The 12,470-nt window shown below is 66.7% G+C and carries 12 protein-coding genes; 8 read left to right on the plus strand and 4 right to left on the minus strand.

Translation table 11 applies throughout. The annotated features are described in order from the left end of the window. Window positions 1-11: 11 nt before the first annotated feature. Window positions 12-1,379 (plus strand): hypothetical protein, encoded by a 1,368-nt coding sequence (locus V9K91_RS16615; protein ID WP_336443541.1) that lies wholly within the window; start codon window positions 12-14, stop codon window positions 1,377-1,379. A 19-nt stretch (window positions 1,380-1,398) separates the two neighbouring features. On the opposite strand, the gene V9K91_RS16620 is transcribed toward V9K91_RS16615, so the two are convergent. Both V9K91_RS16620 and V9K91_RS16625 read right to left on the minus strand, forming a co-directional pair. Beyond that, window positions 1,399-2,802 (minus strand): mannose-1-phosphate guanylyltransferase/mannose-6-phosphate isomerase, encoded by a 1,404-nt coding sequence (locus V9K91_RS16620; protein WP_336443542.1) that lies wholly within the window; start codon window positions 2,800-2,802, stop codon window positions 1,399-1,401. Between the two features lie 11 nt (window positions 2,803-2,813). Further along, window positions 2,814-4,163 (minus strand): phosphomannomutase/phosphoglucomutase, encoded by a 1,350-nt coding sequence (locus tag V9K91_RS16625; protein ID WP_068849084.1) that lies wholly within the window; start codon window positions 4,161-4,163, stop codon window positions 2,814-2,816. Between the two features lie 124 nt (window positions 4,164-4,287). Between V9K91_RS16625 and V9K91_RS16630 the strand changes: the two genes are divergently transcribed. From V9K91_RS16630 to V9K91_RS16660, 7 genes are all read left to right on the plus strand, one after another. Further along, a complete protein-coding gene (locus V9K91_RS16630; RefSeq protein ID WP_336443543.1) occupies window positions 4,288-5,019 on the plus strand; it encodes a CoA transferase subunit A in 732 nt (243 codons plus the stop codon). Window position 5,020: 1 nt separating this feature from the next. Further along, window positions 5,021-5,647 (plus strand): CoA transferase subunit B, encoded by a 627-nt coding sequence (locus tag V9K91_RS16635; protein WP_095364245.1) that lies wholly within the window; start codon window positions 5,021-5,023, stop codon window positions 5,645-5,647. Between the two features lie 113 nt (window positions 5,648-5,760). Beyond that, the gene (locus V9K91_RS16640) at window positions 5,761-6,177 is read left to right on the plus strand and encodes a hypothetical protein (protein ID WP_336443544.1); all 417 of its coding nucleotides are present in this window, start codon (window positions 5,761-5,763) and stop codon (window positions 6,175-6,177) included. Beyond that, entirely contained in the window at window positions 6,146-7,381 is a 1,236-nt protein-coding gene (locus tag V9K91_RS16645; RefSeq protein ID WP_337308198.1) for a hypothetical protein, read from the plus strand. Before V9K91_RS16640 ends, V9K91_RS16645 begins: the two co-directional genes overlap by 32 nt. Beyond that, window positions 7,365-8,327 carry a glycosyltransferase gene (locus V9K91_RS16650; protein ID WP_095364243.1) on the plus strand — a complete coding sequence of 321 codons (963 nt, stop codon included), beginning with the start codon at window positions 7,365-7,367 and terminating at the stop codon, window positions 8,325-8,327. The genes V9K91_RS16645 and V9K91_RS16650 overlap by 17 nt, the downstream gene beginning before the upstream one ends. Next, window positions 8,311-8,703: a GtrA family protein gene (locus tag V9K91_RS16655; RefSeq protein ID WP_068849096.1), complete on the plus strand. Its 393-nt coding sequence runs from the start codon at window positions 8,311-8,313 to the stop codon at window positions 8,701-8,703. Before V9K91_RS16650 ends, V9K91_RS16655 begins: the two co-directional genes overlap by 17 nt. Next, window positions 8,700-9,314 (plus strand): hypothetical protein, encoded by a 615-nt coding sequence (locus V9K91_RS16660; protein WP_068849098.1) that lies wholly within the window; start codon window positions 8,700-8,702, stop codon window positions 9,312-9,314. Before V9K91_RS16655 ends, V9K91_RS16660 begins: the two co-directional genes overlap by 4 nt. Before the next feature lie 91 nt (window positions 9,315-9,405). On the opposite strand, the gene V9K91_RS16665 is transcribed toward V9K91_RS16660, so the two are convergent. Further along, a complete protein-coding gene (locus V9K91_RS16665) occupies window positions 9,406-10,371 on the minus strand; it encodes a UDP-glucuronic acid decarboxylase family protein (protein WP_095364241.1) in 966 nt (321 codons plus the stop codon). Between the two features lie 38 nt (window positions 10,372-10,409). Continuing rightward, window positions 10,410-12,470, minus strand: coding sequence for a glycoside hydrolase family 99-like domain-containing protein (locus tag V9K91_RS16670; protein ID WP_249833736.1), 2,061 nt, complete (start codon window positions 12,468-12,470; stop codon window positions 10,410-10,412).

A 12,470-nucleotide genomic window follows, 5' to 3' on the forward strand; every position in this document is an offset into this window, starting at 1 on the left:
CGGAAACACGGATGACCCACGATAAAGACCTCCCGGGGCGGCTGCGGCCGTCCCCGCTTTCGTTTGCCCTCGCCACGGGCGTGCTGGCACTGCTTGCCCGGCTGCTGTACGTCCAGTGCTTCAGCACGCCCATGCCGTTCTGGGATCAATGGGACGGTGAATGGGCGACCGCGCTGCGGCCATGGCTGGAGGGAACGCTGCAGTGGGACACGCTGCTCTACCCGCACAACGAACACCGGATCCTGCCCACCCGGCTGGTGGCGCTGGCGTCCTACCTGGTGACCGGGGAGTGGAACAACGTCTACGAAGCACGCATCACGGCCGTGCTGTTCTGTTTCATTCCCGCCCTGCTGGTATGGCAGGCAACGCGCGATGAGGCATCGGCAGGCAGACGCTGGCTGATGATGCTGGTGGTGCTGCTGCTGTCGGTGCTGCCGTTCGCCCGCGAGAACTTCCTGGTCGGTTTCCAGAGCCAGTTCTACTTCCTGATCCTGTCCAGCGTGGTTGCCATTGCCCTGGTGGCCAGGCATCACCAGCGTCCGCGCGCGCTGCTTGCTGCGATGGCATTGAGCGTGCTGGCGATCGTCACCATGGCCTCGGGCCTGCTGACGGCGGTCGCCGCGGGCGCGGTCTGCGTGCTTGCCTGTCTGTGCCTGCCGGGGCGGCGCGCGCCGGCCCTGGCCGCCACGGCCGCGCTGGCGGTCATCGCGCTGGTCGCCTACCTGCTGTTGCCGATACCCGCGGCGCATAGCGGGATGCGCGCGCAAAGCGTGGGCGAACTGCTGCTGGCGGCCAGCCATGTCCTGGCATGGCCCGGGCGCTCCAACGGGCTGTTCGTGATCGTCTGGCTGCCTTCGGTGGTGATGGTTTCGCGCATGCTGATCCTGCGCAAAGCAAGCCCGACCGCGCTGTTCATGGCCGGGTTGTGCATCTGGTCGGCCCTGCAGGCGCTGTCGATCGGCTACGGGCGCGGTCACGACGGCATGCATCCGCCCGCGTCGCGTTACACCGAGCTGCTGGTGCCGGGCGTGGTCGGCAACGCCTGGTTCGCGCTGCAGCTGTGGGGCCTGCTGCCGACCCCGTCGCCGCGTCGCATCGCGGCGCGGTCGGTCGTGGTGCTGTTTGCATTGCTGTTCGCAGGCGGCTCGCTGAGCCTGGTTTCCAAGGACATCAAGCGGGCGAAGGCATTCAAGGTGGCAAGCGAGCTGCAGCAGGCGAACGTGGTGCGTTACCTCGCCAGCGGTGACCCGAAAGCACTGGAGGTAGGCGACTTCGAGTTGCCCTATCCCGATGCCGAACAGCTGAAGCGGCACCTGGACCACCCGGAACTTCGCCGGATCCTGCCCGCCGTGGTACGCGAGCAGGTGTCTTCGCACTGAGCGTGCCGTTGCGGCATGCTCAGCTGCGCCCGTAGGTATCCTCAAACCGCACGATGTCGTCCTCACCCAGGTAGCTGCCCGACTGCACCTCGATCAGCTCCAGCGGCAGCTTGCCTGGATTGCGCAGCCGGTGGGTGACGCCCAGCGGAATGTAGGTGCTCTGGTTTTCGCCCAGCAGGATCACCTCGTCGCCGCGGGTCACTTCGGCGGTGCCACTGACCACCACCCAGTGTTCGGCGCGGTGGTGGTGCATCTGCAGGCTCAGCGTGCCGCCCGGCTTGACGGTGATGCGCTTGACCTGGAACCGCTCGCCGTTGTCGATCGAATCGTAGGCACCCCACGGGCGGTACACCTTGCGGTGCCAGGTGGCTTCGGGCCGCTGCTCGGCCTTGAGCCGGGCCACCACCTGCTTGATCTCCTGCATGCGGTCGCTGCGGCCCACCATCACCGCATCGTCGGTCTCCACCACGATCACGTCGTCCAGCCCGACCAGCGCGATCAGGCGCTCGCCGTAGGCATAAGTGTTGCGGCAGTCGATGGCGATGACATCGCCGTGGTGGGCATTGCCATCGGCGTCCTGCGCCGATACGTCGCGCAGCGCCGTCCACGAGCCCACATCGTTCCAGCCGGCGTCCAGCGGCACCACCACGGCATCGGCGGTTTTTTCCATCACCGCGTAATCGATGGAGTCGGCCGGCACCGCGGCAAAGGCGTCCTTGTCCAGGCGGGTGAAGTCGGTGTCGCGGCGCGCCAGCTGCCAGGCATTGCGGCTGGCGGCCAGCATGTCCGGTTGGAACAGCTCCAGCTCGGCCAGGTAGCGGGAGGCCTTGAACAGGAACATGCCGCTGTTCCAGAAGTACTCGCCCGACTCGACGTACTGCCGTGCGGTCTCTGCATCGGGTTTCTCGACAAACCGGTCGACCGCCCGCACCGCACCGCCCGAGTAGGCCTTGATGTAGCCATAGCCGGTCTCCGGCCCGGTCGGCACGATGCCGAACGTGACCAGCTTGCCCTCCTGCGCGGCAGGCAGGGCGCTCAGCACCGCTGCGCGGAAGGCCGCTTCATCGGCGATCACGTGGTCCGATGGCAGTACCAGCAGCACCGGGTCGCCGTCTTCCAGTGTGGCTTCCAGTGCGGCCACGGCGATGGCCGGCGCGGTGTTGCGACCGACTGGTTCGAGCAGGATGGCCTGCGGCTCCACGCCCAGCTGCTGCAGCTGCTCGGCGGCAACAAAGCGGTGTTCTTCGTTGGCCACCACCAGCGGCGCCCGGCCGGCGATCGGCGCGACACGCTGCCACGTGGCCTGCAGCATGGTCTGCTCACCGGCCAGTGCCAGGAACTGCTTGGGGTAGGCTTCGCGCGACAGCGGCCACAGCCGCGTGCCGGAACCGCCGGACAGGATGACCGGAAGGATGTCGTTCATCAGGCTGTGCCTCAGGATGCCTTGAGCAGCTGGGAGATCTCATCGGTGCGCTGCTGCAGCAGTGCCGCATCGCCTCGCGATTCCACGTTCAGGCGCAGCAGCGGCTCAGTGTTGGAGCTGCGCAGGTTGAAGCGCCACTGGCCGAAATCCGCGCTGATGCCATCGGTATGGTCAAGGGTCGGGCCGTGCGCGGCGAAGTGCTCCATCACCCGCGCCACCGCCAGCTTGGCGTCGCTGACCTTGAAGTTGATCTCGCCGCTGCAGGGGAACTTCTGCATGCGTTCTTCGACCAGGTCGGCCAGCGAAAGCCCGGTTTCGGACACCAGCGCGGCAATCAGCAGCCACGGAATCATGCCGGAATCAGCGTAGGCGAACTCACGGAAGTAATGGTGCGCGCTCATTTCGCCGCCATACACGGCATCCTCGGCGCGCATCTTTTCCTTGATGAAGGCATGCCCGCTCTTGCACAGCACGGCCTGGCCACCGGCATCTTCCACCATCTCCACGGTGTTCCACAGCAGGCGCGGGTCGTGGACCACCTTGCCGCCGGGCTGGCGGGCCAGAATGGCCTTGGCCAGCAGGCCGACCAGGTAATAGCCTTCAATGAAGCGGCCGGTGTGGTCGAAGAAGAAGCAGCGGTCGAAATCGCCATCCCAGGCGATGCCGAAGTCCGCACCGTGTTCGAGCACGGCCTGCGCGGTCATCTCCCGGTTCTCGATCAGCAGCGGATTGGGAATGCCGTTCGGGAAGCTGCCATCCGGTTCGTGGGCGATGCGCACGAATTCAAACGGGAGGTGCGGGGCCAGCAGGTCGACGATGGTGCCGGCGCCGCCATTGCCAGCGTTGACCACCAGCTTCAGCGGCTTCAGGGCGGCGCGGTCGACGTAGCTCAGCAGGTGCTCGATATACGCGCGCTTGTCCGGATGCGACTGGATGCCGGCCTTGGGCTCGGCGGCCGGTGCGGTATCGGCTTCCACGGCATCGGAGATGGCGAACAGGCCGGTGTCCGAACTGATCGGCCGGGCCTGCTGCTTGACCAGCTTCATGCCGTTGTAGTCCATCGGGTTGTGGCTGGCGGTAACCATCACCCCGCCGGCGGCGTTGAGGTGGTCGACCTGGAAGTAGACCTCTTCGGTACCGCACAGCCCGATGTCCAGCACCTCGCGCCCGGCGCCACGCAGGCCGGCGGCCAGGGCGTCCTGCAGGGCGGGGCTGGTCAGGCGCACGTCATGGCCGACCACCACGGTGCCCGGCTCCAGCTGGGCCGCCAGCGCCACGCCGATCTTCCGCGCCAGGTCTTCGTTCAGCTCGTCCGGCACGCGGCCGCGGATGTCATACGCCTTGAATGCGGGGAGGGTCATCGGGGGTCCTTTCTGTAGTCAGTAGGCGAGTTTAGCCGCTGCGATGTATGGGAAGCGTTTTCAGCCGGGGACGCTACCGGCAATGGCTACAATGGGCCCTTACATCAACGAGGTGAGGGCGTAGATGAGCAAGTCCCCAGACAACGGCCGGCGCGGCAAACGCTATGCCAGCGCCGCCGAAGCGCTGCAGGGTGCGGTGGCCGATGGCCAGACCCTGGCCGTCGGCGGCTTCGGCCTGTGCGGCATTCCCGAGGCGCTGATCGCCGCGCTGCGCGACACCGGGGTAAAGGACCTCACGGTGATCTCCAACAATGCCGGCGTGGACGGGTTCGGCCTGGGCCAGCTGCTGGAAACCCGGCAGATCAGCAAGATGATTTCGTCCTACGTGGGCGAGAACAAGGAATTCGAACGCCAGTACCTGGCCGGTGAGCTGGAGCTGGAATTCAACCCGCAGGGCACCCTGGCCGAGCGCCTGCGCGCGGGCGGTGCGGGCATTCCCGCCTTCTTCACCGCCACCGGCTACGGCACCGTGGTGGCCGAGGGCAAGGAAACCCGGGAGTTCGACGGCAAGCACTACGTGATGGAAACCGCGCTGCGCGCCGACGTGGCGCTGGTCAAGGCGTGGAAGGCCGACGAAGCCGGCAACCTGGTGTTCCGCAAGACCGCGCGCAACTTCAACCCAGCCTGTGCGATGGCCGGCAGGCTGTGCGTGGTGGAAGTGGAAGAAGTGGTGCCGGTGGGCAGCATCGACCCGGACCAGGTGCACCTGCCGGGCATCTACGTGCACCGCATCGTGCACAACCCCACCCCTGAAAAACGCATCGAACAGCGCACCGTGCGTGCGGAGGGCAACTGACATGGCATGGACCCGCGATGAAATGGCGCAGCGCGCCGCCCGCGAACTGACCGATGGTGCCTACGTGAACCTGGGTATCGGCCTGCCGACCCTGGTGGCCAACCACATTCCGGACGGCGTGGATGTGTGGCTGCAGTCCGAGAACGGCCTGCTCGGCATCGGCCCGTTCCCGACCGATGCGGAAGTGGATGCGGACCTGATCAATGCCGGCAAGCAGACCGTGACCGCGCGTGCCGGCGCCAGCTACTTCGGCAGCCACGACAGCTTCGCGATGATCCGCGGCGGCCACGTCAACCTGGCCATCCTGGGCGCCATGCAGGTCACCGACCAGGGCGACCTGGCCAACTGGATGGTGCCGGGCAAGATGGTCAAGGGCATGGGCGGCGCCATGGACCTGGTGGCCGGCGTGCAGCGCGTGGTGGTGCTGATGGAGCACACCGCCAAGAACGGCGAGCACAAGATCCTGCCGGAGTGCACGCTGCCGCTGACCGGCGTGGGCGTGGTCGACCGGATCATCACCGACCTGGCCGTGTTCGATGTCACCGACGCGGGCCTGAAGCTCGTCGAAGCGGCACCCGGCGTGAGCGATGAAGAGCTGAAGGAAAAGACCGGCGTCAGCTTCAGCTGACGGCGCACGCCTGCCGGCCAACACCGGCAGGCCGACCCTGCCGCGCGCATCGCTCCGGGGCGTCATCGGCGCAATGCTAGAATTTCCGGCTTGGCTGAACCTGGAACGCTGCCGTGATCAAACCCGGGAAGGGGAACATTTCTGTTCTGCAACGCGGGCTGGTCGGCCTTCTGATCGGCGCGCTGCTGCTGGTGGGGCTGCGTGGCATTGCCAGGGATGTGCACTTCAGTGGCGCCTTGTTGAACCAGGCATTCGTTGCGGATGCAGGTTGGATCCACTCGGTACCGCCGGAAGTGGTGGAGGCTCGCACTTTGCTTGCCCAGCATCATGACGGCGGGGTGCCGCTCGCGCTGGGGCCTGGCCTGAAGGACGATTCGCTGCTGCAGCAGCGACTGTGGGAAGGCCTGTATCCCATGCGCCTGCATGAGGCCGACAACGGCCGCATGCTGTGGAAGACGCCCGGACCGCAGCGTCCCGGCTGCACCCGGATCGCAGGGGGTGAGCGCCTTGTCCTCGTCGACTGCCACTGACGCCGGCGCCGCTGCCGCGCTGGGCATGCTGGCCGGCGTGCTGGCCTGTTATGCCTTTGCAGCCTTGGGCTGGGTCGGACTGCCGGCGCAGGCCGCGTTCATTGCCGTGCTTGGCTGCGCCGCATGGGCGCTGTCGGCCCTGCGCGATGCCCGCGCGGCATGGATGCTGGGCGTGATCGGGGTGCTGCTGGTGCTGGCCCTGGGCAGCCCGTCGGATGGGTGGGACCCGCGCTCCATCTGGTTGTTCCATGCCCGGCGCATCTTCCTCGATGGGTCGCTGTACACCCAGCTCGATGGCTACGCGCCTTTCAGCCACAACGATTACCCGGCCCTGGTGCCGGTCTGGATGGCCACCGCGGCGAAGGTGGTGGGCCATTGGAACGAGATCTTCCCTAAGGCCGCGGCGACGCTTTTGTTGCTGCCGGCGCTGTTGTTGATCGCGCGCAGCCTGCGCACCTGGTGGGTGGCCGGGCTGTTCGCCGTGGCCCTGCTGAAGGTCGGTGGCAGCTACCTGGTGGACGGTTACATGGACGCGCTGCTGGCGGTCTACGCGGTAGCCGCGCTGGCCGCCGGGATGCGTGCCGCGCGTGCGCCAGTCAGCGGAAGTGGCTGGTTCGACCTGGCTGCATACGCGGCGGTGTCGGCCATCCTCTGCCTGATCAAGAACGAAGGCGTGGTGCTGGCGGTCATCGTCGCCGTCGGCGTCGTGGCGGTGACCCTGCTGCGCGAGCGGCGCGTGGCGTGGGGCATCCCTGCGGCGTTCGCGCTGTCGCTGCTCCCCCTGCTGGCGTGGAAACTGGCGGTTTCCGCCGCACACCTGAGCAACGACCTGGCCGCCAGCGACCTCAGCGGCCAGCTGATGGCGCGCCTGCCGGATCTGGCGCAAAGCATGCTGATCGTGCAGAAGTTGCTGCGTGGCATCTTCTGGGTGCCGCTGGCGCTGATGCTGGTGCTGTGGTCGCGCACCTGGCGTACGCCGGTCGCGCTGGCCGGACTGGGGGTGGCCGTGGCCTATGCGTGCGTCCTGTACGCCGTGTACCTGGGCACCCCGCACGACCTGGAGTGGCATCTGGCCACGAGCGCGCGCCGGACCGTGCTGCCGGTGCTGCTGCTGTTGATGTATGCATTGCTGGTGCTGGTGGACCAGTGGAACCCGGCCGCGTCGCGCGTTGCCGCAGGAGAACGGAATGAACAAGGCAGCTGATGCGTTCGTGGTGGTCACCCCGGTGTACGAAGACCACGTGGCTTCCACCCGGTTGTTCTGCGAACTGGCACGCCTGTACGGCGACCGCGTGTACGTGGTGGCAGTGGACGACGGCTCCATCCGCGAGCCGTTGCAGCCGTCGCAGTTGTCCCGCTCGGGCGTCAGCGGCGTGGTGCTGAAACTGCGCCGCAACGTCGGTCACCAGAAAGCCATCGCGATAGGGTTGGGTTATGTGGAAGAGAATCTTCCCGACTGCCGGCAGGTCATCGTGATGGATTCCGATGGCGAAGACCTGCCCGAGACAATCGCCACCCTGCTGGACGCGGTGCGCAGCGACGAGGTGGATGTTGCGGTGGCGCGGCGCAGGAGCCGGGTCGAGACCCTGCGCTTCCGTGCCTTCTACGTGGTGTACAAGTTCATTTTCCAGCTGCTGACTGGGCGCACGATCAGCTTCGGCAACTTCATGGCGATCAAGGTCGGCGCGCTGCATCGCCTCAATGCCATGCACGAGGTCTGGACGCATGTGGCAGCCGGACTGATCGCCAGCAAGCTGCGCCTGGCCGTCTGCCCGATCGACCGCGGCCCGCGCTATGCCGGGCACAGCAAGATGAACTTCGTCGGCCTCACCCTGCACGGGTTCCGCGCGTTGATGGTGTTCGCCGAGGACGTGCTGGTGCGGGTAGGCCTGATGTGCGTACTGGTCTCCTCCGCTTCGATCGTGCTGGCGGTGGTGGCCACCCTGCTCAAGCTGGCCGGCTACGCTACCCCGGGTTGGTTCTCGATGGCGCTGGGGGTACTGTTCCTGGTGTTCCTGCAGACCGGCACGCTGACCCTGATGACACTGATGCTCAGTGGCATCGTCCGTGGCAGCATCCAGAAGCCGGGTGCCTACCGCGACTACCTGGCCGGTGTCATCGAGGTTGCCGCCGATGTCGCGCCGCGCTGACCTCCGCCAGCTGCTGCGTTACGTCATCAATGGGCTGGTGGCGACCGGCGTGCACTTCGCGGTGCTGAGCCTGCTGGTGGAAGTGGTGCACGTGCCGTCCAAGGGCGTGGCCAACCTGCTGGCGGCAGCGGTGGCGATCGTGGCATCGTTCCTGGGCAATCGCTTCTTCGTGTTCGCCGCCACCCAGGCGCGCGCCAGCAAACAGCTGTGGCGGTTCGTGCTGCTGTATGCCGCCATCGCGCTGTTGAACGGCGGCCTGATGGCGCTGTGGTCGGACCTGTTGAAGTTCGACTACCGGATTGGCTTCGTGCTGATCAGCATCATCCAGTTCATCCTGTCCTTCCTCGGCAACCGCCTGCTGGTGTTCAAGCCATGAAATCCCTGCGCAACGCACTGCTGCTCACCGCCCTCTACGTGGCGCTGCTGCTGGGCATCCACTTCCTGCACGTGCGCTTCTTCAGCGTCGACGTGGTGTTCTACGCGGCCATCGGCGATGCAGTGCTGGCGGCCGTGCTCGCCGGCCTGTTGCTGCTGCTGCCTGCGCTGCGCCGTTTCACCCTGACCGAGAAGGTGCTGCTGGTCCTGGTGTGGCTGCTCGGTGGCTACGCGTTCGCCATTTCAGTGCCGACGGTGATCGATCGTTCGCTGTCGTTCTACATCCTGGAGAAGCTCGACCAGCGCGGCGGGGGCATCCGCCAGGACGCCTTCCAGGACGTGTTCACCAAGGAATACATGGTTGAGCATCGCCTGGTGGACGTGCGCCTGACGGAGCAGGAAAGCTCCGGCACGATCCACATCGAAAACGGCTGCGTGCTGCTGACCGACAAGGGCCGGCGCGTGGCGGGCATGAGCCGCTTCTACCGCCAGCATTTCCTGCCAAAACAGCGCCTGCTGCTGGGCAAGTATTCCGACGACCTGACCGACCCCTTCCGCCACAGCCGCCAGGACGTCACCTACCAGTGCGGCCTCACGAAGCAGCGGCGGTAGAGCGGACTGTCAGTCCGCTGCCTTTCGCGCCAGAAAACAGCCGCCCAACGGGCCGCGCAATCCATATGAAGCAGCCGTCCAACAGACGGCTCTACCGGGCCTCGCCCAGCAAGGCGTCGAAGTAGGCAATCGTCCGCCGCAACCCGTCTTCCAGCTTCACCTGAGGCTCCCACCCGCCGAGCCTGCTCTTCGCCAACGTGATATCCGGCTGCCGCTGCATCGGGTCATCCTGCGGCAACGGTTTGAACACCAGCTTCGAGCCCGAGTTGGTCAATGCAATCACGGTCTCGGCCAGTTCGCGGATGGTCATCTCTGCCGGATTGCCGAGGTTGCAGGGCCCGGTGAAATCCTTTTCGGTGGCCATCAAGCGGATGAAGCCGTCGATCAGATCGTCCACGTAGCAGAACGAACGGGTCTGCTGGCCTTCGCCGTAGATGGTGATGTTCTCCCCGCGCAGTGCCTGCACGATGAAATTGGACACCACGCGTCCATCATTGGGGTGCATGCGCGGGCCATAGGTGTTGAAGATGCGCGCCACCTTGATGTCCAGCCCATGCTGGCGGTGGTAGTCGAAGAACAGCGTTTCCGCGCAGCGTTTGCCTTCGTCGTAGCACGAACGCGGACCGATCGGGTTGACGTTGCCCCAGTACTCCTCGCGCTGCGGGTGCACGCTCGGGTCGCCGTACACCTCGCTGGTGGAGGCCTGGAAGATCCGGCAGTCCAGCCGCTTGGCCAGACCCAGCAGGTTGATCGCCCCGTGTACCGAGGTCTTGGTGGTCTGTACCGGGTCATGGCTGTAGTGCACCGGCGAAGCCGGGCAGGCCAGGTTCCAGATCTCGTCCACCTCGATGTACAGCGGGAAGGTCACATCGTGGCGCAGGAACTCGAAATGCGGGTTCGGCAGCAGGTGGGCGATATTGCGCTTGGTGCCGGTGAACAGGTTGTCCGCGCACACCACTTCGTGGCCCTGGTCGAGCAGGCGCTCGATCAGGTGCGAACCCAGGAAACCGGCGCCCCCGGTAACCAGGACGCGCTTGCTGCTGTCGTGACTTCTCATTGCTGATCCTTTGCGGGTGGCCGGCGATTGTAGGCCGCTCAGCCTGGCCGGGCGTAGGGGTAGGCTGCTGCATCCGTCCCGGCGGTGCCGCCCAGTGCGGTGACGGTATCGCAGATGCGGAACCCGGCGGCGTTGACAGTGGCGCCGGTCAGCCGTTCCAGCGCGTGCGCAAGCGTGCCGTCGATCTGCCCCCGCTCGGTATCGAAATCGCTGGGCGAGAGGTGCGCGTCCAGCAACGGCCGCAGCGCGGCCAGCCGGACCCAATACATGCTGCCGGCGGCGAACACGGCATCGTTCTTCGCCGCGGGCAGGCCCAGGCGTGCATGCAGGTACGCCAGTGCCTCTGCGTTGCCGCCGACATAGTCGGCGGTGTTCAGCAGATGCCCCGCGGGCGCGACCAGGCCCAGTCCGGGGTCTGCCTGGAAGGCGGCCACCATGGCGCGCGCACGCTCGCCACCCAGCAGCGCGCCGAGCATGTCCTGCCGCCACTGGTTGCCGTTGTCGCGGTGGGTCGAACGCTTGGTGTGCAGCTTCAGCACCAGATCTTCGTTCTCGTTCAACAGCCGGTCGGCAACGTGCAGGAAGGGAAGGATGTCGCGGCCATGGTTGTCGTACGCCAGGATTTCGGCGGCGGTCCCCACCTGTTGGAGCATCGCCTGCACCGCCTCCACGCGGTCCGGCGTGGTGGTGACCAGCAACCGCGCTTCGATGCCGCTGGCAGCGACCTGCTGCAGCAGTTCTTCCAGCACCTCCAGGTACCAGGCATGGATCACCACGCAGGGGCGGCGCGGCGCGGGCTGGCGGGACTGCAGGGCGCGCCGGGTGGCGGCCAGCCACGCGTGACCCAGGCGCTGGTCCGGCTCCAGAACGGCGCTTTCGGCCCATTCGTTCCAGGCGTTGATGAAGACCAGGCGCTGGTCGACCGGCGTATCGGCCAACCGGCCGTGGATGGTGGCGTGCAGCCAGTCGCCATAGGCGCGCGGCGATGCATGCAGCAGTACCCGGCCGCGGCCGGGACGGCGTGCTTCGTTGTCCCACCCCGGGTTGACGCCGGGATGCAGGCGGTAAGGCCGCGCGGGGGCAGCCAGGCTTTCTGCTGCCAGCTCGCGCCAGTCGCGCACATCACCTGCATAGTCGGGGTTGATCAGGAGCTGGTTGGCCGACAACGAGGTCGGGTTGACCACGTTGGGCGGGAACTCCACGGCGGAATCAAAGCCGATCTCGCGGGGGTCGGGGCGCTCGAAACTCTGCACGTAGGCCAGGTGGATCTCGCCAATGTCGTGGTTGCGGCACCAGTCGCGCCAGCGTTGGGCGGTCGCCTTGGGATCGGGCAGCAGCTGCGGGCGATACACCAGCAGCATCGGTTTGCCATCCACTTTCAATGCGCGGCGGTCGCGCAGGTATTCGGCGACATGGGCAATGAACGCAAGGTCGTCTTCCGGCGTGTGCTGCTGGCCGATCAGCACGTCCTGGTTGCGCCCGTCCCAGCGCCGGGTCCAGTTTTCATTGGCCCAGCACAGACAGAACGGCAGCGCGATGCTGGCGTCAGCCAGCCACTGGCGCAGCGGCGCCTCCATCAGGGTCTGGCCGGAGAACCAGTAGAAGTAGAAGCAGAATGCGCCAATGCCATGGTCCGCCGCGAGCCGTGCCTGGTCGCGCATCACCTGCGGGTTTCGCAGGTCATAGAACCCCAGGTCGGCCGGCAGCCGTGGCTGGGCATGGCCTTCGAACTGGGGCAGGGCGCGGGTGACATTGCGCCATTCGGTGAAGCCGGTGCCCCACCACGCGTCGTTCTGTGCGAACGGATGGAACTGGGGAAGGTAGAACGCCACCAGCGTCGCCGGCAGCGGCGAGGGCAGGGTGCCGGCCAGCCCGGCCGGCACATGGCCGATGGCCGCTTCGTCCGCCCGCACCAGTGCACGCCCGCTTAGGCGAGCTGCCCGTACCTGGCCGCGCGGCGGCGGCGGGCTCCAGTCGCCTACCCGGCTCAATGCCCGGTTGCGCAGCCGGTCGCGGGTGGCCTCGGGCAGCGGCAGGCGGCGGAACACCGCGCGCATGAAGGCGAATGCCTGCTGCCGGATGCGGGAGGCGGCGCTCAT

Source organism: Stenotrophomonas sp. CCNWLW57 (genome assembly GCF_037203925.1).
Taxonomy (GTDB): Bacteria; Pseudomonadota; Gammaproteobacteria; order Xanthomonadales; family Xanthomonadaceae; genus Stenotrophomonas; species Stenotrophomonas rhizophila_A.

Excerpts from the sequence above, each read along its gene's own strand:
- V9K91_RS16615 (WP_336443541.1), top strand. The coding sequence starts at position 12 with ATGACCCACGATAAAGACCTCCCGGGGCGGCTGCGGCCGTCCCCGCTT.
- V9K91_RS16620 (WP_336443542.1), bottom strand. The coding sequence starts at position 2,802 with ATGAACGACATCCTTCCGGTCATCCTGTCCGGCGGTTCCGGCACGCGG.
- V9K91_RS16625 (WP_068849084.1), bottom strand. The coding sequence starts at position 4,163 with ATGACCCTCCCCGCATTCAAGGCGTATGACATCCGCGGCCGCGTGCCG.
- V9K91_RS16630 (WP_336443543.1), top strand. The coding sequence starts at position 4,288 with ATGAGCAAGTCCCCAGACAACGGCCGGCGCGGCAAACGCTATGCCAGC.
- V9K91_RS16635 (WP_095364245.1), top strand. The coding sequence starts at position 5,021 with ATGGCATGGACCCGCGATGAAATGGCGCAGCGCGCCGCCCGCGAACTG.
- V9K91_RS16650 (WP_095364243.1), top strand. The coding sequence starts at position 7,365 with ATGAACAAGGCAGCTGATGCGTTCGTGGTGGTCACCCCGGTGTACGAA.
- V9K91_RS16655 (WP_068849096.1), top strand. The coding sequence starts at position 8,311 with ATGTCGCGCCGCGCTGACCTCCGCCAGCTGCTGCGTTACGTCATCAAT.
- V9K91_RS16660 (WP_068849098.1), top strand. The coding sequence starts at position 8,700 with ATGAAATCCCTGCGCAACGCACTGCTGCTCACCGCCCTCTACGTGGCG.
- V9K91_RS16665 (WP_095364241.1), bottom strand. The coding sequence starts at position 10,371 with ATGAGAAGTCACGACAGCAGCAAGCGCGTCCTGGTTACCGGGGGCGCC.
- V9K91_RS16670 (WP_249833736.1), bottom strand. The coding sequence starts at position 12,470 with ATGAGCGCCGCCTCCCGCATCCGGCAGCAGGCATTCGCCTTCATGCGC.